Genomic DNA, 21,825 nt, shown 5'->3' with positions numbered 1-21,825 from the left:
ACGAACGGTTCCGTCCCGGGACGGAACACAAAAACAGCCGGCGGCTGTTTTTGTCAATGTAAGGTTCCGGCAGACGGGCCGGGGCTAACGGATGGCCTCGCGGACATGTCCGCGGGCGCGCTCCAGACGGGCGGCGGCCTCCTCCACGCAGCAGTCCGCCAGGATCATGGTAATGGCGGTCTTGACGCTGCCGTCAGCGGCGGAGATCTTCTCCCTGGCGGTCTCACGGTCCACGCCGGTGGCCTCCATGACGATGTTCTCGGCCCGTACATGGAGCTTCTCGTTGGTCTGCATCACATCCACCATCAGATTCTGATAGGCCTTGCCGACCCCCACCATGGCTGCGGTGGAGATCATGTTGAGGATGAGCTTTTGGGCGGTGCCGGCCTTGAGCCGGGTGGAGCCGGTGAGCACCTCGGGCCCCACCACCGCCTCGATGGCGAGCTCCGCGGCTTCGCCCACGGCCGAGCCCTCGTTGCAGGAGACTGCCACCGTGTGGCAGCCGGTCTCCCTGGCGTAGTCCAGGCCGCCCAGCACATAGGGGGTGCGGCCGCTGGCCGCGACGCCGATGACCAGGTCCCGGGCGTTGAGGGAGCGGTTTTCCAGATCCGCCCTGCCCATCTCACGGCTGTCCTCTGCGCCCTCCACCGCCTTGATGAATGCGCTCTCCCCGCCGGCGATCAGCCCCACGATGAGATCGGGGGAGACGCCGAAGGTGGGCGGGCACTCGGCGGCGTCCAACACGCCCAGGCGCCCGCTGGTGCCGGCGCCCATGTAGAACACACGGCCGCCCTGCTCCAGGGAGCGGATGGCCCACTCCACAGCCTGGGCGATCCGGGGGAGAAGCGGCTCAATGGCCAGGGGGACCTTTGCGTCCTCGCGGTTCATGGCCGTGACCACCTCAAGAGGGGTCATGGTATCCAGGTCCATGGTGCTCTGGTTCCGTTTTTCCGTCGTCATTTGGTCCAGATTCAGCTTCAATACGTGATTCTCCTTCCGTTGCCTGAGTGCGGCACGTCCTTGGTGCCGTCCGCCCCCGCCCGTCCGAAAGCGGGGAGCGGCTTTGTCCGCTGCAAGCATCAGCTTCCGCTGCGCTTTCATCCTAATGAATCTTTATTTTGATGTCAATTATTTGGCCGGCTTATGGCACATTGTTTCGCGAACTGGTTCTTTTTCCAAGGATTTGGGCAAAATGATGGAACAAAAGAAAAGGCGGCCGGATGTATTGTGGTAAATGCACAGAGAGTTCAAACAAAGTTTACTGTTTTCTCTTGACAGATGAAAATAAGGTTGGTATACTGCGACTGCAAACAAGCAAAGGAATGCCTGTGTCCGCCGCGTCCAACGTCCGAACCGAATCAGCTTTCGCCTCCGGGGATTTTTGCGCCCATGGAGGAGGGGTTCTTTCGGTGCGGGCGTTTTTTGTCTGCATCCGCTGTATCAGCAAGATAAGGAGTGACAGCCAATATGAGCGAAAAGACTTCCCTTTTCTCCCGCCTGCTGGGCAGGGAGAATGCGCCGGACCCGGACGGGAGCGAGATCGTCGCAAGCCCTCTGGACGGCGAATCCGCCGACATCACCGCCGTGGCCGACAAGACCTTTGCCGACAAGATTCTGGGGGACGGCATGGCGGTGATACCCACCGGCGACAAGCTCTACGCGCCGGTGGACGGCACGGTGGAGAACCTTCTCGATTCCCGGCACGCCCTGTGCATCCTCTCCGCCGGGGGCGCGGAGCTGCTGATCCATGTGGGACGGGACACCGTCACCCTCAACGGCAGGCATTTTACCGCCCATGTGCGGGAGGGGGAGCAGGTGCGGCGGGGTCAGCTGCTGCTGGAGTTTGACCGGGAGGCCCTCCTGGAGGAGGGCTTTGATCTGGCCACACCCGTGGTGGTGAGCAACAGCGCCCGGTTTGTGATGGAGAAGAGCGCCCCCGGCGCGGTCTCCCCCGGCGGCGTACTCTTCAGGCTCCTGCCAAAGGACGAATGACGAAAGGAAGCGAGAGCAGATGAAGCGGTTTCAGTATACAATCAAGGACCCCGCCGGCCTCCATGCCCGCCCTGCCGGACTGCTGGTACAGGAGGCGCAGAAGTTCGGCTGCGCAGTAAAGCTGGCCCGGGGGGAGAAGAGCGCCGACCTGAAGCGGCTCTTCGCCGTCATGGGAATGAACGTCAAGTGCGGCGAGACCGTGGAGGTAACGGCGCAGGGAGACGACGAGACCGCCGCCGTACAGGCACTGGAGGCGTTCTTCCAGGCGCATTTTTAGAAAGGCGGGGTGGACTATGACGGTACTGCACGGCGAGGGGGTATCCCGGGGCGTGGCCTCCGGGAAGCTCCGCTTCCTCAGCCGGAACGCCCAGGCCCAGCCGAGGCGGGAGGCCGCCGACCCCGAAGCGGAGGCGGCCCGGTTTGACAAGGCGAGGGGGGAGGCCATCGTCCAGCTGGCTCAGCTCTATGTGGAGACCAGGGCCAGGCTGGGGGAGGAGCAGTCCCTGCTGTTTAAAATCCACCAGATGATGCTGGAGGATTTGGACTACCGGGAGACGGTGACGGGACTGATCCGCAGCGAAAAGGTGTGCGCGGAATACGCGGTGGACCAGGCTGCGGCGCAGTTCTCAGCCATGTTCACGCAGATGGACGACAGATACATGAGGGAGCGGGCGGCCGACGTGCTGGATGTGTCCCGGCGGGTGATCCGCCTGCTCACCGGCCGGGAGGACGACGCGCTGATGGAGGCGGAGCCCGCCATCATCGCCGCCGACGACCTGGCGCCCAGCGAGACCGCCCGGCTGGACCGGGAGCGGGTGCTGGCCTTCATCACCGCCAAGGGCTCCGCCAGCTCCCACACAGCCATCTTTGCCCGCACCATGGGCATCCCGGCGGTGGTGGGACTGGGGGACAGCCTGCTGGAGGCGTACAGCGGCAGGGAGGTCTTTGTGGACGGAACCAGCGGCGAGGTCTATGTGGAGCCGGACGCGGAGACCGTGGCCGGGCTGCAGCGCCGGCGGGCGGCGGAGGATGAGCGCCGAAGCTACCTGGAGCGGTTCCGCGGCCGCGAGGCCGCCGCGCCCGATGGGCGGCGGGTTCTGGTCTGCGCCAATATCGGCTCCCCGGCGGACCTGGGGGCCGCCCTGACCGGCGACGCCGACGGGGTGGGCCTCTTCCGCAGCGAGTTCCTCTACCTGGGCCGGGACGACTTCCCGTCCGAGGAGGACCAGTACCGGGCCTACCGGGAGGCCGTGGAGGCCATGGGAGGCCGTACGGTGGTGGTGCGTACCCTGGACATCGGCGCGGATAAGCAGGCGGACTACTTCCGGCTTCCCCGGGAGGAGAACCCCGCCATGGGAATGCGGGCCATCCGCATCTGCCTGACCAGGCCCCAGGTGTTCCTCACCCAGCTCAGGGCCCTGTACCGGGCCTCCGCCCACGGGAAGCTGGCCATCATGTTCCCCATGATTACCTCTGTGGCCGAGGTGCGCCGCATCAAGGAAATCTGCGCTCAGGCGCGCCGGGAGCTGGAGGCGGAGGGGAAGCCCTTTGACGGGCACGCGGAGCTGGGCATCATGATCGAGACTCCGGCGGCGGCGGTCATCAGCGATCTGCTGGCCCGGGAGGTGGACTTTTTCAGCATCGGCACCAACGACCTTACCCAGTACACCCTGGCGGCGGACCGGCAGAACGCGGCTATCGAGCCCTTCTGCGACCGGCACCACGAGGCCGTTCTGCGCCTCATCCGCACCACGGTGGAGAACGCCCATGGGGCGGGCATCTGGGCGGGTATCTGCGGCGAGCTGGCCGCAGACGCAGCACTGACGGACATATTTTTGGACATGGGCGTGGATGAGCTGTCCATGACGCCGGGGAGCATCCTGGAGATTAAAGCCAGGATTCTGGACCGTTGAAGAGGCGGAAGGGGGAGGAGAGGCCTATGAAAAGCGCACTGGTCAGATTGCGGGAGGCGAGGGACTCCATCAGTGCCACGGAGGGCTCCATCGCGGACTACCTGCTGGGACATCCGGAGGAGGCCATGGAGCTGAGCATCCACGATTTGGCGGAGAGAACCTTCTCCTCCCCCTCCACCATCATCCGCATGTGCCACCGCATCGGCTTTGAGGGGTACAAGGAGTTCCGCCGGGCGGTGACCTATGAGATGGCCATCCGCAAGAAGAGCGAGGAGGACGAGCAGAAGGAGATCACCCGCTCGGACAGCATCGACGACATCATTGAAAAGATTACCTACAAAAATATCATGTCCCTGGAGGACACCAAGAACCTGTTGGACGCCGAGACCCTCCAGAAGTGCGTGGATCTGGTACGGGGGTGTCAGACCGTCCTCCTCTTCGGCATGGGCGCGTCCCTGTGCGCGGCCAGGGACGCCTACCTCAAATTCCTGAGGCTCAACAAGCCCTGCGTCATCAATGACGACTGGCACTCCCAGTTTCTCCAGGCCCGCAACTCCACCGGCCGGGATTTGGGCATCGTGGTGTCCTATTCCGGGGAGACGGTGGAGGTCATTGAGTGCATGAAGGCCATGCGGGAGAACGGCACCCCCATCATCGCCATCACCCGCTGCGTCGCCTCCCCGGTGGCGGAGCTGGCGGATTACAAGCTCTACACCACGGCCAACGAGTCCACCTTCCGCAGCGGGGCGATGTCCTCCCGCATCTCTCAGCTCAATATCATCGACATCCTCTACACCGCCTTTGCAAACAGCGAGTACGAGTACTGCCTGGAGCAGCTGTCCAGGACGCATATCCGCAAGCCCGCCTCTCTGCGCAAGCCAATGTCGGAGGCAAAGTAGTTTCATTTTTTCGGACAAAAGTCTGTAATTGTGTCAGAAGCAGGTACAATATACCAAGAAGAATGGAAAATATTGAATGAGTTTGTGCAGGATGATAGAATTTGGGTATCTTGAGGGGACCGGCGCAGCCTCAGACAGGCGTACCCAAGGGAAAGAGAAAAATGGAAAAGGAGAGAAGAACATGAAGCAAATACATAAGAGACTCATGGCAATGCTTCTCACAGTCGCGCTGGCGATCTCCATCGCGGGACCGGCGGCGGCGGAAGGGGCCCCTTCCGGTTATGGGAGCAACAAAGTTGCTCCCATAATGAACACTGTCAGCCAGGCGGAGCTGCCGGACCGGGACTGGCAGGGGACGGCGGCCTTCCCGGACTGGCAGAACTATGTGGACGACACCCTGGCAATGAACAGCCTCTACAGCTTCACCATGTTTTCCGGCCAGGGGGAGCTGTACGTCACCCCCGCGGCGGGGGTGACCGGCTTCAGGCTGTTCGTGAACAACGCGGAGATTGACACCGCGCCCATGGCCGCGGGGAAGACCTGGAAGGTCGACATCTCCGAGCTGGCCCTGGACGGCACGAATACCGTTCAGGTGACCAACATCACCCCCGCCGACCTGGCCGACGCCGTGACCGTTCACGTGCCGTACCCTGTGGTTCTTCCCGGCGCGCCCGCCGACGTGGGGATGGACGAGGACGTCGTCGGGCTGATTGGCGACTTCATTGAGGCGGAGGTGAAGTACGGCTTCTCCGGCGCCCAGCTCGCCGTGGTGAAGGACGGCAGGCTGGTGATCAGCGAGGCGTGGGGCGCCGCCAACGGCTATAATCCGGACGGAAGCCGCATTCAGCCGGGCGACGAAAACTATGTCCCAGTCACCACCGACACCCTGTACGACCTGGCGTCCAACACCAAGATGTACTCGGTGAACTACGCCATTCAGTATCTGGTGGACCGGCAGCAAATCGACCTGGACGCCCATATCACCGATTTCTTCCCCACCTTTGACGACGCGGGCAAGACCGTCTTCAAAGAGGGGACCACCGACGCGCAGAAGGAAAATATCCTCCAGTGGAAATCCCAGCTCAGGGTCCGGGACATTCTCATGCACCAGGCCGGCTTCGACCCCGACCCGCAGTACCACAACGACAAATTCAACCAGGCCACCCAGCAGCCGGACCCCGCCGTGGATAACCCGCTGTTCTCTCAAAACCGGGAGACCACGCTGGAGAAGGTCCTGGCCTCTCCGCTGACCTATCAGCCGGGCACGAAGACCGTCTACTCCGACGTGGACTATATGCTCCTCTGCTTCATCGTGGAGCAGGTCGTGGGCAAGGGGCTGGATGAATTCCTGAAGGAGACCTTCTGGGACCCCATGGGCCTCACCCACATGACCTATAATCCGCTGGAGAACGGTTTTACCAAGGAGCAGACCGCCGCCACGGAGCTCCAGGGCAACACCCGGGGCGAGGACCAGCACGGGCAGAGGATCAGCTTCCGCAACGTCCGCACCGACACCGTATGGGGCGAGGTCCACGACGAGAAGGCCTACTACGCCATGGAGGGCGTCTCCGGCCACGCCGGGCTCTTCTCCAACGCGGAGGATCTGGCCAAGCTGGCCAGCGTCATGCTGACCGGCGGCTACGGAGGGCACAGGTTCTTCTCCCCCAATACCATCGACGAGTTCATCAAGCCCAAGAGCATGGACTATCCCACCTGGGGCCTGGGCTGGTACCGTCAGGCCGAGCTGGGCCGCACCAGCTATTTCAGCACCCAGGCCTCCAACGCCGCCATCGGCCACCAGGGCTGGACGGGCACCTTGACCGTCGTCGACCCTGAGGAGGACCTGGTGGTGGTCGTGCTGACCAACAAGAAGAACTCCCCCGTCATCGACAATACGGTGGACGCCAACGACTTTTACTCCGACAACATGGTGCTGGGCGCGCTGGGCGGCGTGGTAGGCATGGTGTACGACGCCCTGCGCTCCAGCGGCGACGCCATGGACTCCACCGTCCTGCAGATGGCCCATGACCGCATCCGCCTGATGATGAGCCACGAGGACAAGTATGACGAGGGCGTCCATATGAACGACGCCTTCGCCCTGGTGGACTTGGCCGTCACCCGCGCCGAGGAGCGAAAGAGCGAGGTGACCAGGGCGAACGCCGCCCTGGCCCTCAAAAACCTGAAGGACTTCGTGGCGATTTACATTGTCCGGCAGGAGAACAAAGACAACGCTGCCGCCTGGGCCGCCGATATGCAGGCGCGCATCGACGCCATTGTGACCAATGGCTCCGCCCCCGCCGCCCCCGGGCTGATGGCGGAGTACACCGGGGCGGTTACGGACACGGACTTTGAGGGCAGTCCCTTCAACGGCGGCGATATGAACTACGTTTATTTCCCCCGGCCCTACTCCCCCACGGGGAGCACCTCCACCGTCTACTACAACACCGGCACCTGGTTCGACGGCTACGAGGGCCAGGGCACCCTCTATCTCTATCTGGGGAAGGCGCTTACCGTCGACGGCGGTATCCGCATTTTTGTCAACGGCGTCGAGGTGGATAACTCCAACCTGACTGGACAGACCGGCATCTTTGCCATCGACGTCTCCGGCGTGGCCCGGAACGGCCGCAACAGCATCCAGGTTACCATTCCCAACATCAACGAGACGGCCAGAACCAGCACCCGGATCGCCGTCGCCAACCCCACGGTTGTGGAGGGTGCCCCCAGCCAGGTGGGGCTGGACGCCAGGGCGCTGGACATGATCGACTCCATCGTCCAAAACGACGTGGACAACGGCTTCACCTCCGCGCAGATGGCCGTGGTGAAGGACGGCAGGCTGGTCTACTCCAACGCCTGGGGCACCGTCAACGCCTACAACCCCGACGGCACGCCCAAGACCGACAGCGCCCCCGTCACCACCGACACCCTGTACGATCTGGCGTCCAACACCAAGATGTACTGCACCAACTACGCGGTGCAGTACCTGGTGCAGCAAAAGAAAATGGCGCTGACGGACCCCATCACCAAGTACTTCCCCAATTTTGCCAGCGACACGATTGAAATACGCTACGCCGTCAGCCAGGGGACCGGCGCGCCCGATCTGGAGACCGCCAGGGCGTGGAAGGCGCAGCTCACCGTGGCCGACATCCTCCAGCACCAGGCAGGCTTCGCCCCCGATCCCCAGTTCCACAACAACCAGTTCAACCAGGCCACCCAGAAGCCGGAGCCCGGCACCGACAATGTGCTCTACGCCATCGGGAAGGACAATGTGGCCGCCGCCATCTGCAAGGCGCCGCTGGTCTACGAGCCGGGCACCAAGACGGTCTACTCCGACGTGGACTATATGCTCCTGGGCCTCATCGTGGAGCAGGTGACGGGCAAGGACCTGGACACCTTCCTGAAGGAGACCTTCTATACCCCGCTGGGGCTGAGCCGCATCACCTATAACCCCCTGGACCACGGCTTCACCGCCAGTGAGATAGCCGCCACCGAGCTCAACGGCAACAGCCGGGACGGAGCCATCGACTTCGACGGCATCCGGGAGGGGACCATCCAGGGCACCGTCCACGATGAGAAGGCCTACTACGCCATGGGCGGCGTCTCCGGTCACGCGGGGCTCTTCTCCAACGCGGAGGATCTGGCCAGACTGGCCCAGACGATGCTCAATCCCACCGGCTACGGCACCCACCGGCTCTTCGGCGCCAACGTAAACGAGTATTTTGTCTCCCGCAAGGATTCCTCCGCCACCTGGGGACAGGGCTGGTGGCGGCAGGGCGACTGCGGCCGCCCCTGGTACTTCGGCGTGCAGGCCTCCCGCGGCACCATCGGCCACCAGGGCTGGACCGGCACTCTTACCATGATTGACCCCGCCGAGGATTTGGTGGTGGTGTACCTCACCAATAAGATCAACTCCCCCGTCACCGACAACACGGTAAGCGCCAACCAGTTCGACGGCAACTGGTATACCGCCTCCACACTGGGCTTTGTGGCCAACATCCTCTACCAGGGCCTGGACAGTCACGACGCCAGCGGCAATATCCAGCCCGCGCTGGACGCGCTGATGGGGGATATGGCCATCGACAAGCTGCGCCTGGTGGACGGGGAGGGCACGGCCGACGCCGGCCACCCCATCGTCAAAGCCGCCTACTCGCTGGCCGACGCGGTGTTTGACGCGGCCCAGGCCCGCCCCACCGAGCAGAATATCCGCGCCGCCGGGGCCGTCGTCGACGCCCTGGACGCAAACCGCGACGCGGAGAAGGTGAGACAGCTCCGGGCCAGGCTGGAGCTGCTGGATCCCACCGTCCCCCCCTCCGACACCGTGAAGATAGGAGCGGAGGTGCTCCTGGAGAGCGAGGCGTGGAAGGAACACCTGAAGGGCAAAAACGTGGCTCTTTTCACCAACCAGGTCTGCGTGGATAAGGACATGGAGCACCTGGCCGACCGGCTGGCCGCCGACCCGGACATCAATCTGGTGTGTATGTTCGGCGGCGAGCACGGGCTGCGCGGCGCCTATCAGGCGGGCGCGGCGGTACCCCACGCCATGGACCCGACCACCGGGCTGCCGGTCTGGAGCCTCTACAACGGCGGCACCATCGACACGGCGGCGCTGGGGCTCGCACCTCTTGCCGAAGACCTCGCCAACCCCAAGAATCCCAACCGGCCCACCATGGCGATGCTCACCGGCAATAACGGCCAGTGGTACGAGCCGGTGGATGTGATTCTCTTCGATCTCCAGGAGATCGGCAGCAAGACCTGGACCTATATGTACACACTGGCCGACTGTATGATGGCCTGCGTGGAGGCCAGGAACCTGGCCGGCCGGGACGTGGAGTTCATTGTCCTCGACCGCCCCAGCACCATCAGCAGCGACGTGGTGGAGGGGACCATGACGCAGCCCGGCAACGCCAGCGGCATCAGCCGCTATCCGCTGCCCTCCCGCTACGGCCTGACCATGGGCGAACTTGCGAGGCTGTACCAGGGAGAGGGCTATAAGAACTACTGGACCAAGGGCGCCCCGGGGAGCGACGCCAACGAGTACGGCGGCACCACGGCCGCTCCGGCGGACTGGAACTGGGACGACCCCGCCATGGAGAACAAGATCTCCCTGGCGGACTGCAGGCTGACGGTCGTCCCCTGTCAGGGCTATACCCGGGATATGTACTGGGACGAGACAGACCTCCAGTTCATCCTGCCATCCCCCAATATGCCCACCTGGGAGGCGGCGCTCATCTACACGGGCACCGTCTGGTTTGAGGGTCCCACCATAAACGAGGGCCGGGGCACCACTAAGCCCTTCGAGCTCATCAGCGCGCCCTATATCGACCCCATCGCCCTGGCGCAGCGCATGAACGAGCTGGAGCTGCCCGGCGTGCGCTTCCGCGCGGCCTCCATCACCCCGTATATCAAAAACCAGACCCCCGGCAACTATGCAAACATCCTGTCCCACGGCGTGCAGATTCATATCACCGACAAGCGCGCGTTCTCACCCGTCGAGATGCAGACGGCCCTCTTCCTGACGCTCCGGGCCATGTACGGCGGAGCGGGGGACGACCATTTCAACATGCCCGCCTCTGTGGACCAGCGGACCGGCAGCACCTGGGTGCGGGAGGCTGTGAACGCCTTCCCCGTGGGCGCGGGAAGGGAACAAATTCTGGACAAGACGGCCGAGATGATGGCGCGGATGGACGACGAGATGCAGGATTACCTGGCCATCCGGGACAAGTATCTGATGCGGGCCTACAACACCCCCGCCGACAAGGAACTTGTCAACACGCCCGAGCCGGTGATCAGCCTGGGCTATGAGGCGCTCCTCGCCGACCGGATGGACCTGCTGGAGGGTAAAAAGGTGGGTCTGGTCACCAATCAGACCGGCGTGGATAAGGACCTGAACCACCTGGCCGATGTGCTGGACGGGACCGTGGGCGTGGAGCTCACCACGCTGTTCAGCGGCGGCTGCGGCCTGCGCGGCGAGTTCCAGACCCCGGCTGCGGGCGACTACGAGGACAACGTGACGGGGAGCGGCACAGGCCTGCCCGTCCACAGGCTCTATGGCACCGCTCCCACTGCGGAGCAGCTTGCAAATGTGGAAGTGCTCCTGTTCGACATGCAGGACTCCGGCACACGCGCCAATTCCTCCGCGGGGCTGATGGCCGACTGCATGCGCGCCTGCGCGGAGAACGGCGTCGCGTTCGTCCTGCTGGACCGGCCCGACCCCCTGGGCGGCACCGAGGCGGACGGGCCGGTGGAGGAGACGGGCGGCTATCCCATCCCCACCCGCTACGGCATGACGCTGGGCGAGCTGGCCCTCATGCTCAAGGGCGAGTTCGAGCGGGAGGCCCTGGAAAACCTGGACCTGACGGTTGTACCCATGGAGGGCTGGTCCAGGGATATGTACTACGATGAGACGGGCCTGCAGTACGTGATGGCAGACCGCAAAATCCCCACCGCAAAAACCGCTCTGACCTACGCCGCCCTGGGCTGGCTGGAGGGGACCGGCCAATGGACGGACTCCGCCGCGGATCAGAAGGGTGTCAGCAGCGGCTGGGGCACCACAAAGACCTATGAGTTCTTCGGCGCCCCCTTTATCCAGCCCAGGATGGTGGAATTTGCACAGGCCCTCAACGACTGCGGGCTCCCCGGTGTGCGCTTCCGCATGGCGGCCATGACGCCCTGGAACAACGCCACCGAGGGCGCGGCCATCAAGTTCCCCAACACCGCTTGCTACGGCGTGCAGATGCACGTCTATGACGAGTACGCCTACTCCCCCGTGGACACGGCGCTGGCCATTCTCACCACCCTCCAGGAGCTGTTCCCGGAGAACGCGGCCGGGATGTTCACCGCTGAATTTGACCAGATTGTGGGCAATACCTGGATGGCCGGCGCCATCAAGGGGGGCAAGAGCGCCGCCGAGCTCCGCGCCGGGTTCCAGGCGGGCCTGGAGGAATTCCGCGCCCTGCGCGAAGACTATCTGCTCTACGGCGCGGACAAGTCCGAGCTGGACGCCCTGATTCAGTCCGCGGAGGAGAAGGCCGAGGAGCGCTATACCCCGGAGAGCTGGGCGCCCTTTGCCCAGGCGCTGGAGGCGGCCAAAAAGGTGAGCGCCGACAGCGCCGCCACCCAGGCCGACATCGACAACGCGCTGGCCGAGCTGGACCGGCGGCTGCAGGGGCTGGTGGAGCAGTCGGAGGATGGAAAGTGGACCGTCACCTTCCGCTCCGGGGACAGCGCCGAGCAGGTGAAGGTGGCCGACGGCCAGAGCGTGAGCGACCCCAGAGACTTCATCGGCTGGTACATGGGGGGCGCGGCCAAGTTCTATGCGGACAGCGATTACACCGCGCCCTGGAATTTCGGCGACGCCATCACGCAGGACACCACCATCTACGTCCAGGTTACGGAGGAGGTGCCGGGCGACAGGCTGGTGCGCGTTATGACCTATAACATCCGGTACGGCCACAACAATGACGACCAATACGACCTGCAGTCCATTGCCGATGTCATCAGCGCCTCGGAGGCGGACGTGGTCTGCCTCCAGGAAGTGGATGTCAACTGGGGTGAGCGCAGCGAGTACGACGACACCCTGGCCATCCTCGCGGAGATGACCGGTATGGAATCCTTCCATGCGTATATCTACGACGTGCCGTCCAAGCGGGGACCCGAATACCCCAACGAGCGGTTCGGGGTGGCCTTCCTCAGCAGATATCCCATCGAGACCTCCGCCAACCACGAGATTACCAGATGGAGCACCCAGCCGGGCGATCCCCAGCCGGGCGAGGAGGGCTTCCCGGGCATGAAGCCGGGCTTCGGCGAAATCGTTGTGGACATCGACGGCCTGAAGTTCCGTGCCTACAACACGCACCTGGACTATCGCGGCGCGCCGCCGGAGGGCTATCCCCATACGATCCGGCTGGATCAGGTCCGGGATATGCTGGAGATCATGGACACGACGACCGCCCCGGCCATCCTGACGGGCGACATGAACGCGGACGCCGCCAATCCCGACGCCGCAGAGGTGTTTGACCCGCTGCTGGAGCACTTCGCCGACGCCTGGGCGGAAAAGGGCATTGGCGACGGGGGCTCCTATCCCTCGGATGTCCCCGCCGGGAGAATCGACTACATCTTCACCACAGCGTCCATGATTGACGTGGTGAACGCATTCCGGATTGACTCCCAGGCGTCCGACCACCGGCCGGTGGTGGCCGACCTGCTGGTCCACGGCGATCCCCAGGAGCGGGCCGTTACCGTGACCGGCGGCACGGCCGATCCGGCGGCTGCCACAAGAGGCACAACCGTGACCATCACCGCCGAGGAGGGCCCCAACCAGACCTTTACCGGCTGGACGGTGCTGTCCGGCGGAGTGACCCTGGCAAACGCCGGGGAGAAGGTCACCACCTTTACAATGGGGGATCAGCCGGTTGAGATTGAGGCGAATTTCGAAACCGAAGCGCCCCCCTATATCCCGCCCGCAAGCAGCAACAAGGAGACGGTCACGGTCAGGAATCCCGACGGATCCACCACGGTGACGGTGACCAACAAGACCACCGGCACGGTGACGGCCACTACCACCTATCCCGACGGCGCCAAAACCGTTGTCGAGACCAGGAAGGACGGGACCGTGACCACCACCATCCAGACCAAGGACAATGTAAAGAGCGAGACCGTCACCACTCCGGCGGGCAAGACCACCGCCGCCGTTACCCTGCCCAAGGACAAATCCGCCGTGGTGACCATCCCCGTGAAGGACGCGGGTCCCGGTACCGTGGCCTATCTGGTGAAGGACGACGGCACCAGGGAGCTGGTACGTAAAACCGCCGTGGGCGACGGATGTGTATACGTTCCCCTGAGCGGGTCCGCCAGGCTGGAGATTGCGGACAACGGCAAGCGCTTTGCCGACGTCCCCGCCGGCGACTGGGCCGCCGATGCCGTAAGCTTTGTAACCGGCCGCGAGCTGTTCCAGGGCATCGGGGAGAATGCGTTTGCCCCCGCTGTCCCCATGTCCCGGGCTATGCTGGTCACCGTGCTCCACCGCCTGGAGAACGAGCCCCAGGCGGGCAGCGCGTCCTTTGCCGACGTGGCCGACGGCCAGTGGTACACCGGCGCTGTCAGGTGGGCCGCCGCGAACGGCATCGTCAAGGGGACGGGCGGCGGACTGTTCGACCCCAGCGGCAACGTCACGCGGGAGCAGATTGCCGTAATCCTCTACCAGTATGCCAAGTACTGCGGTACGGTGACGGAGGCGGACGGAGATGCGGCGAATGGATACGCCGACAGCGCCGCCGTCAGCCCCTGGGCGGCTGAGGCCATGGGCTGGGCGGTCCGGCAGGGGCTGCTGACCGGCAAGCCGGGCAATCTCCTGGCCCCGTCCGACTCCGCCACCCGCGCCGAGGTGGCACTCATCCTCATGCGTTTTATCAACAGCTAAAAATTCCCGTCCGTCCGAATCAAGCGTTTTCATTTCCGCTGCTTTTTTCTTCTTCCTTCCGGCCCACGGGCCAATCAGAGCAGGAGGCTCTGCGCTAATGCGCAGGGCCTCCTGCTCTTGCTGTTCCTGCCGTGGCCCGCCCCGTGCCGCCGCGCACCTGCGGCATGGCGGGGGAATATACTGTAGATGAAGATATGTATTGGCTTATGTATCTTTCGACAGATTCTCAATTAGGAGTGTATGTGAGTGACCTATAGTGCTTACGGTCAGGGATATACCTGCCCGAAATGCGGCAAGCCATGGTCCTACTGCTGCTGCTGTTACGGCCCCACCGGCCCCACGGGCGCGACGGGCGCCACCGGTGCGGCCGGCGTGGCCGAGACCATAGCAGTTCGCTATACCAATACCACCGAGCCCGGCAGCGCCGCCGCCGTGGTGGATGTCACCGGCGGTCCCAACCATGTGCTGGACTTCAATATTCCTCGGGGCGCAACCGGCCCCGCCGGTCCGGCGGGCCTTAACGGCGCGACCGGAGCGACCGGTGCTGCGGGCGCCACAGGCGCTGCCGGTGCTACCGGGGCCACCGGTATGCCGGGCACAACCCCCGTCGTCACGGTAGCGGGTACCGTGACCGGAGACCCCGGTACCCAGGCGGGGGTCGACGAGACTTTTACACCTGAGGGAGCACAGCTTCTCTTTACCATTCCGGCGGGTCCCACCGGCCCCGCCGGTGCGGCGGGCGCGACGGGAGCCACGGGTGCCACAGGCGCCACCGGCCAGGCGGGTGGCGCAACAGGCGCTACCGGCGCGACGGGAGCCACGGGTGCCACCGGCCCCACAGGTGTCACCGGCCCCACAGGTGCAGCTGGTCTGATTGGCCCCACCGGGCCGACTGGCGCGGCCGGAGCCAACGGCGTCACCGGCCCTACAGGCGTCACGGGCGCCACCGGCCCCACAGGTGCAGCTGGCCTGATTGGCCCCACCGGGCCGACCGGCGCGGCCGGAGCCAACGGCGTCACCGGGCCGACCGGCGCGGCCGGAGCCAACGGTGTCACCGGTCCTACGGGCGCCACCGGCCCCACAGGTGCAGCTGGTCTGATTGGCCCCACCGGGCCGACCGGCGCGGCCGGAGCCAACGGCGTCACCGGTCCTACGGGCGTCACGGGCGCGACCGGACCCACCGGGGCCACGGGCAACACGGGCCCTGACGGGGCGGACGGCGCGACCGGCCCCACGGGCGCGGCGGGGGCTGCCGGCGTAACCGGCGCAACCGGTCCCACCGGAGCCACCGGCCCTACCGGCGCGAACGGCGCGACCGGACCCACCGGGGCCACGGGCAACACAGGCCCTGACGGCGCGGACGGTGCCACCGGCCCCACCGGCGCCACGGGCAATACCGGGGCGGACGGCGCGACCGGACCCACCGGCGCCACGGGCAACACCGGGGCGGACGGCGCCACCGGACCCACTGGCGCTACGGGCAGCACGGGCCCTGACGGCGCGGACGGCGCGACCGGCCCTACCGGCGCCACGGGCAACACCGGGGCGGACGGCGCGACCGGCCCTACCGGCGCCACGGGCAACACCGGGGCGGACGGCGCCACCGGCCCTACCGGCGCAGCCGGCGCAACCGGACCCACCGGTGCGACCGGACCCACCGGCGCAGCCGGAACTGTCGGCGCAACCGGACCCACCGGTGCGACCGGACCCACCGGTGCGACCGGACCCACCGGCGCAGCCGGAACTGTCGGCGCGACCGGACCCACCGGCGCAGCCGGAACTGTCGGCGCGACCGGACCCACCGGTGCCACTGGCACCTCCACCACCGTCAACAGCATGAACGCCGCCAATACCACCGGTGCCACCATTACCGTAATTTTGGGCGGCACTCCGGTGCCGCTGCCCAACAGCCAGGTTCTGGACAGCTTCACCGTGGACGCGGGAAACACCACCTTTACCGTCCCCGTGACGGGCACCTACCTCGTCACCTACCGGGTTTCCACCACGGTGGCGCTGCTCCTTTCCGCCCGCGTGCTCCGCAACGGCACGGCGCTGGCGGGCTCTACCTTTGCGCCTGTTGCATCTGTCAGCTCGCTGATGGCCACCACCTTTTCCACCCTTACGGCAGGGGATACGCTCCAGCTCCAGCTCTTCGGGCTGGCAGGCGCGGCGGTCCTGCAGGGGGGCAACGGCGCGACGCTGACCGTGATACGGCTCGCCTGAGGTCCAAACACAGCCAAAGAGAACATCCACAGTCGGAGGCCGCCGGATTCGTCCGGCGGCCTCCAAAGCAGGCGGCGGACCCACGCCATCTTAATAATCTGACAGGAGGAAAAGGCGTTGATGACATTGAGCGTCTGTATGATTGTCAAAAATGAATCGGATGTGCTGGCCAGGTGCCTCGCCTGCGCCGCGGAGATTGCCGACGAGCTGATAGTGGTGGATACGGGCTCCACCGACGATACCAAAGAGATTGCCCGGGGCTTCACGCCGCAGGTATATGACTTCCCGTGGTGCGACGACTTCGCGGCGGCGCGGAATTTTTCCTTTTCCAAGGCCGCGATGGATTATGTCATGTGGCTGGACGCAGACGATGTGATTGACGCAGAAAACCGGGCTAAAATCCTCCGGCTCAAGGAGACGCTGTCCCCCGCGGTGGACATGGTGTTTCTGCGGTATGACGTGGCCTTCGACGAGCAGGACAACCCGACCCTCTCCTACTACCGGGAGAGGATGTTCAAAGCTTCGATGGGATATCGGTGGGTGGGGGAGATCCACGAGGTCATCCCTCAGCGCGGCGTGGCGGAGTACCGCGAGATCAGCATTCAGCACCGGAAGCTCCACCCCACCGAGCGGGGGCGGAACCTGCGTATTTTTGAAAAGATGCTCGCGGACGGAAAACAGCTGGACCCCCGCCAAAAATTTTATTACGCCCGGGAGCTGATGTACAACGGCCGCTACCCCGAGGCGGTCCGGCAGTTCACCGCATTCCTGGACGAGGGGCAGGGCTGGGTGGAGAACAACATCAGCGCCTGCAAGGATTTGGCGTACTGCCAGGCACATCTGGGCGACGCAGCGGCCGCGCTGGGCACCCTCTTTCGCAGCTTCGCGTACGACGCGCCCCGGGCGGAGATCTGCTGCGAAATCGGCAGGCACTTTTTTGACCTGGGACAGTACGGGACCGCCGTCTTTTGGTACGAGACGGCGGCGGGGCGGTCGCCGGACGAGAAAAGCGGCGGCTTCTGCCTGCCGGACTGCTACGGGTATATCCCCTATATGCAGATGTGCGTCTGCTATGACAGGCTGGGCGACCGGGCACGGGCAATCGCATACAACGAAAAAGCGGGCCTCTGCAAGCCGGAGGACAAAGGCGTTCTCTATAACCGGGCGTATTTTCAAAATCAAGCGGATGGCCGGTGAGATGGAAAAAGAGCGGGAGGCCCGGAGGTCTCCCGCTCTTTTTATGCGATACGGTCAGCGCTGGAGCGCCTTTTTGATCTCCTCCTGGTGATCCACCACCGGGAGATCGTAAATCCGCACGCCCACCGCGTCGTAAATCGCGTTGCAGATGGCGGGGGCGGGCGTCAGCACGCCGATCTCCGCCACGCCCTTGGCGCCGAAGGGGCCGGTGGGGTCCTCCGCCTCGGCGAAGACGACCTCCATGGTCTGGGGATCGCAGTCGATACGGGGGACCTTGCATTTGCCCAGGGTGTCGTTGACGTTGACGCCGTCCACCACCTTAAAGTCGTTGGTCAGGCCGTAGGCCGTGCCCATGATGATTGCGCCCTCAATCTGGGTGGCGGCGGCGTCGGGATTGATGATCTGGCCGCCGTCGCAGACCTCTGTGACGTTCAGAACCCGGACCTTGCCGGTGGCCGGGTCTACCTCCACCACCGCCGCCGTGGTGTTGTAGGCCACGGTGTGGTGGGGGCGGTACTCCTTGGGGTCGATGGCGCCGTCCTCGTTGGTGTTGGGGGAGACGGGACAGGTCTTGGGGAGCATGAAGTCCTCCTCCACCAGCAGGGGCTCCTTCTGGACGGCGGCCAATTCCGCCAGCGTCAGCAGGACACTTTCGCTCTTTTTGTCGAGTATGCGGCTCTCCCGGATGACCAGGCTGTCTGGGGCGGCGCCCAGCTTTTCACCGGCCTTTATCAGCAGCAGGTCGCGGAACTTCTCCGCCACATGCATGGTGGGGTGGCCCCAGAGGAAGACGCCACGGGAGGCCATGACGCCGCCCCCAAACAGCACCCGGTCCGTATCGCCCGCCACGATGTCGTAGTCGTCCAGAGCCACGCCGGTGATCTCGGAGGCGATCTGGCACAGGGAGGTGTGGGAGCCCTGGCCCATCTCGGTGCAGGCGATCCGGTAGGAGACCCGGCCGTTGGGCAGAAGCTCCAGTGTGGCCCCGGCGTTTTCGTCGGGCCCAAGGCCGCCTGCCACGCTCCGCCAGCCGCTGGCGAAGCCGATGCCGACATATTTGCCCCGGGCCTTCATGGGCCGCAGCTTCTCGTCCGCCACCTTACGGACGGCCTTGAGGGTATTCTTGTAGTCAATGCCGATTTTGTCGGTCAGAATTTGTCCGGTGGTCATGGGGAGACCCCGCTCCAGGCCGTTGATCTCCCGGAAGGTGATGGGGTCGATGCCCAGCTTGCCGGCCACCATATCCATCACGCTCTCCGCGCCGAAATGGGTCTGGCCCGCGCCGAAGCCCCGCATCGCGCCGTAGACCAGATTGTTGGTGTAGACGCCGGTGGCCTTCAGGTCCAGGTTGGGGATAAAGTAGGGGCCCGTGCTGTAGGAGATGCCCTGCTCCAGGACCCGGGGCGTCCAGGAGAGGTAGGGGCCTCCGTCGGCCAGAATCTGCATCTGCATGGCCTTCAGCTTGCCGTCCTTTGACGCGCCCACCTTGTAGTGCATATGGTAGGGGTGGCGCTTGGGGTGGGTGCGCAGGGAGTCCTTGCGGCTGAGCACCATCTTGGCCGGCCTGCCGGTCTTCATGGTGGCAATGGCCACGAAGGCGTGGACCGTCAGCTCGGTCTTGCCGCCGAAGGCGCCGCCCGCGGGCAGATGGACGATGCGGAATTCCTCCGGGGCCATGCCCAGGACCACGGCCAGCTGGTCCCGGTCGGCAAAGGGGCTCTGGTTGGGGGCGTAGATAGTCAGTTTGTGGTGCTCGTCGTAGGCGGAGAGCGCGCCGTCCACCTCGATCCAGGCGTGCTCCTCAGGCTTGGTGGTAAAGTCGGCCTCCACAATGACGTCGCTCTCGGCAAAGCCCTTCTCCACATCGCCCCGCCTCAGCGCCGTCTCCTTGCAGATGTTGCCCTTCTCGCCCGCCATGTAGGCGTTCCAGTTGGGGCCGTTCTCTGGGCTGGGGATCAGGGGGGCGCCGGGCTTCAGCGCGTCCTCGATGGTGAAGACCGCGGGCAGCACCTCGTAGTCCACCCTGACGGCCTCCGCGCCCTGGTTGGCGGCCTCCTGGGTGTCGGCGAAGACCACCGCCACCGCGTCGCCGATGTACTTCACCCGCTTGTCGCAGAGGACGGGCTGGTCCTTGGCCAGGACGCCGTGGATGTTCTGGCCGGGGATGTCCCTGGCGGTGATGACAATCTGGACCCCGGGCACCCGGTAGGCGGGGTCGGTGTCCACATTGAGCACCCTGGCGTGGGAGTGGGGGCTGTAGACCGCCTTGCCGTACATCATGCCGGGGAAGTCGTAATCGGCGTAGAACTTGGTCCTGCCGGTCAGCTTATCCGGCACGTCCCGCCGGGGGATGGACTTGCCGATAAAGCTGCCGGGCTGGGAGAGGTCCAGTGGGTGGTAGCTGGGGGCCTCATCCCCCCGGAGGACGGCGGCGGCCTTCTGCACCGCCGCGATGACCCGGGGATAGGTGCCGCAGCGGCACAGGTTCAGCCGCAGGGCTTTTTTGATCTCCGCCTCCGTGGGGTTTGGATTCTCATTCAGCAGCCCGTGGGTGGCCATGAGCAGCCCCGGAGTGCAAAAGCCGCATTGAACGGCGTTATATTCCATATAAGCCTGCTGCACGGGGTCCAACCCGCCGTCTTTGCCCAGCCCCTCCACGGTCACCACGTTCCTGCCCTCCAGATCCTTGAGGGCTGTCGCGCAGGAGCGGACCGCCTTGCCGTCTATGAGCACGGTGCAGGCGCCGCAGGCCTTTTCCTCGCAGCCGCATTTTGTGCCGGTCAGTTTCAAATCCTCCCGCAGGAAGTTCAGCAGCAGGCGGGCGCCTTTTTCGTCAGGGCAGCTGACGCTGTTTCCGTTCACCTTAAATTGGATCATAAATCATGCTCCTTTCTGAATGCCGCGGTTTGCGGCATCTGCCGCTGCCGCGCCCGGATTCAATGGGGGCGGGGCGGCTCAATTGCGAAGCCGGGAGTCGGGAGTGCATTGGACTCAAGGGGCGCCCTGGGTGGCGTCCTCACTCAAGACGGGAGGCTTCTGCGGCGCCTCCGCGCCGCCTGAGAGCCTGCTCTGCAGGATGCTGTTGAAGACCATTCCGACGATGATGAGCACCAGCCCCACGGCACCCATGGCGCCGGGGAGGGGGTTGCCCAGCAGGAGGACGCCCGCCACCAGGCAGACCGGGATTTCGGCGCTCTGGGTGGACTCCACAAAGGCCAGCCAGTGGGGGGAGCGGCGGACCAGCTGGGTGGCCTTGAAGAACACCAGCGAGCCGCCGATGCCCGAGGCGACCGCCACGATGAGGGACTGGACAATCTGCCCCATCTGGGGCGCGCCGGTGGTGGCGCCCGCAATGATGCCGATGATGATGAAAAACGGGAGGGAGCACAGGGACATGGCGAAGACGCGCTCAATCACGGAGAGCTGATCCCCGCACAGCTCCATCAGCTTGCGGTTGCCCAGCGGATAGGCAAAGGCCGAAATGAGGACGGGGAGGGAGAAGAGGAAGACGGAGGAGAGGTCGGTATTCTGTGCATGCTCAATCTGCAGGAGGAATATACCGATCAAAATGACCGCAAACGCGGGGAACAGACGGAGCGGGATTTTCCCCCGCTCACGGACGGGCCCCTGGGGCGTCTGCTTAACCACCCAGAACAGCGGCGTGAGCAGGGCTCCGGCAAAGATGGTAAACTGATAGGTGCCCGAGACCAGCCAGGAGGGACCGTAGGCGCTGGCGAAGGTGATGGGGACAAAGAAGCCGCCGAAACCCACCGTGCTCCACAGGACCCACTTTCCGGGGCTTTTCTTCAATACCGCCAGGGTCTTGCCAAGAGTGCGGCGGACCAGCACGACGACCAGCAGAATGGGGAATATCAGGAGATACCGGAGACATGCGGTCCAGACCCAGCTTCCGCCCTGGTTGGACATGAGGTTGTTGAATATGTAGGCGAAGGAGAAAAAGACTGCGCCTAGAAGTCCCAGCAGAAACGCTTGCTTACCGGTTTTGCTGGAGATGCGGTCAGTCGTTTCGTTCATATATGGCCTCCTTGAACTGTAGTGTGGTCGAAACGGTCAGCCGTTCCGGCGTCGTGAGTCGGTGCGGGGAAATCATCGGTGATGTGCGCTGCATTTGCCGGCAAAGTGGGGATGATTCGGGTAAAAAGGGTGCACTTAAACAGACCACCGG

At 64.7% G+C, this 21,825-nt stretch carries 10 protein-coding genes; 7 read left to right on the top strand and 3 right to left on the bottom strand.

Going from position 1 to position 21,825, the window contains the following annotated elements; translation table 11 throughout:
- Positions 1-84: 84 nt before the first annotated feature.
- Positions 85-981, bottom strand: a complete 897-nt coding sequence (gene murQ, locus H8S62_RS11480; RefSeq protein ID WP_279233758.1) for an N-acetylmuramic acid 6-phosphate etherase — start codon at positions 979-981, stop codon at positions 85-87.
- A 486-nt stretch (positions 982-1,467) separates the two neighbouring features.
- Here murQ and H8S62_RS11475 point away from each other — a divergent pair, with 486 nt between their 5' ends.
- The 7 genes from H8S62_RS11475 to H8S62_RS11445 all read left to right on the top strand — a co-directional run bounded on the left by H8S62_RS11475 (position 1,468) and on the right by H8S62_RS11445 (position 17,639).
- Positions 1,468-1,992 (top strand): PTS sugar transporter subunit IIA, encoded by a 525-nt coding sequence (locus H8S62_RS11475; RefSeq protein ID WP_186919434.1) that lies wholly within the window; start codon positions 1,468-1,470, stop codon positions 1,990-1,992.
- A gap of 19 nt (positions 1,993-2,011) precedes the next feature.
- Complete coding sequence (locus tag H8S62_RS11470) at positions 2,012-2,269, top strand: HPr family phosphocarrier protein (RefSeq protein ID WP_155150742.1); 258 nt, start codon at positions 2,012-2,014, stop codon at positions 2,267-2,269.
- Between the two features lie 16 nt (positions 2,270-2,285).
- Positions 2,286-3,905, top strand: a complete 1,620-nt coding sequence (gene ptsP / locus H8S62_RS11465) for a phosphoenolpyruvate--protein phosphotransferase (RefSeq protein ID WP_186919432.1) — start codon at positions 2,286-2,288, stop codon at positions 3,903-3,905.
- Positions 3,906-3,931: 26 nt separating this feature from the next.
- Positions 3,932-4,804: a MurR/RpiR family transcriptional regulator gene (locus tag H8S62_RS11460; protein ID WP_155150736.1), complete on the top strand. Its 873-nt coding sequence runs from the start codon at positions 3,932-3,934 to the stop codon at positions 4,802-4,804.
- 181 nt (positions 4,805-4,985) lie between these two features.
- Positions 4,986-14,219, top strand: coding sequence for a penicillin binding protein PBP4B (gene pbp4b / locus H8S62_RS11455; protein ID WP_186919430.1), 9,234 nt, complete (start codon positions 4,986-4,988; stop codon positions 14,217-14,219).
- Positions 14,220-14,807: 588 nt separating this feature from the next.
- Positions 14,808-16,442: a BclA C-terminal domain-containing protein gene (locus tag H8S62_RS18770; protein ID WP_480175898.1), complete on the top strand. Its 1,635-nt coding sequence runs from the start codon at positions 14,808-14,810 to the stop codon at positions 16,440-16,442.
- Between the two features lie 117 nt (positions 16,443-16,559).
- Complete coding sequence (locus H8S62_RS11445; protein WP_155149699.1) at positions 16,560-17,639, top strand: tetratricopeptide repeat-containing glycosyltransferase family 2 protein; 1,080 nt, start codon at positions 16,560-16,562, stop codon at positions 17,637-17,639.
- A gap of 54 nt (positions 17,640-17,693) precedes the next feature.
- Here H8S62_RS11445 and H8S62_RS11440 read toward each other — a convergent pair whose 3' ends face one another.
- A complete protein-coding gene (locus tag H8S62_RS11440; RefSeq protein WP_186919427.1) occupies positions 17,694-20,516 on the bottom strand; it encodes a molybdopterin-dependent oxidoreductase in 2,823 nt (940 codons plus the stop codon).
- Positions 20,517-20,630: 114 nt separating this feature from the next.
- Complete coding sequence (locus H8S62_RS11435; RefSeq protein ID WP_186919426.1) at positions 20,631-21,674, bottom strand: DMT family transporter; 1,044 nt, start codon at positions 21,672-21,674, stop codon at positions 20,631-20,633.
- Positions 21,675-21,825 lie beyond the last annotated feature (151 nt).

The organism is Lawsonibacter faecis, assembly GCF_014287675.1.
Lineage (GTDB): Bacteria > Bacillota > Clostridia > Oscillospirales > Oscillospiraceae > Pseudoflavonifractor > Pseudoflavonifractor faecis.
This window is presented reverse-complemented; position numbering and strand designations above follow the sequence as displayed.

Excerpts from the sequence above, each read along its gene's own strand:
- pbp4b (WP_186919430.1), top strand. The coding sequence starts at position 4,986 with ATGAAGCAAATACATAAGAGACTCATGGCAATGCTTCTCACAGTCGCG.
- H8S62_RS11470 (WP_155150742.1), top strand. The coding sequence starts at position 2,012 with ATGAAGCGGTTTCAGTATACAATCAAGGACCCCGCCGGCCTCCATGCC.
- H8S62_RS18770 (WP_480175898.1), top strand. The coding sequence starts at position 14,808 with ATGCCGGGCACAACCCCCGTCGTCACGGTAGCGGGTACCGTGACCGGA.
- H8S62_RS11475 (WP_186919434.1), top strand. The coding sequence starts at position 1,468 with ATGAGCGAAAAGACTTCCCTTTTCTCCCGCCTGCTGGGCAGGGAGAAT.
- H8S62_RS11460 (WP_155150736.1), top strand. The coding sequence starts at position 3,932 with ATGAAAAGCGCACTGGTCAGATTGCGGGAGGCGAGGGACTCCATCAGT.
- H8S62_RS11440 (WP_186919427.1), bottom strand. The coding sequence starts at position 20,516 with ATGATCCAATTTAAGGTGAACGGAAACAGCGTCAGCTGCCCTGACGAA.
- ptsP (WP_186919432.1), top strand. The coding sequence starts at position 2,286 with ATGACGGTACTGCACGGCGAGGGGGTATCCCGGGGCGTGGCCTCCGGG.
- H8S62_RS11435 (WP_186919426.1), bottom strand. The coding sequence starts at position 21,674 with ATGAACGAAACGACTGACCGCATCTCCAGCAAAACCGGTAAGCAAGCG.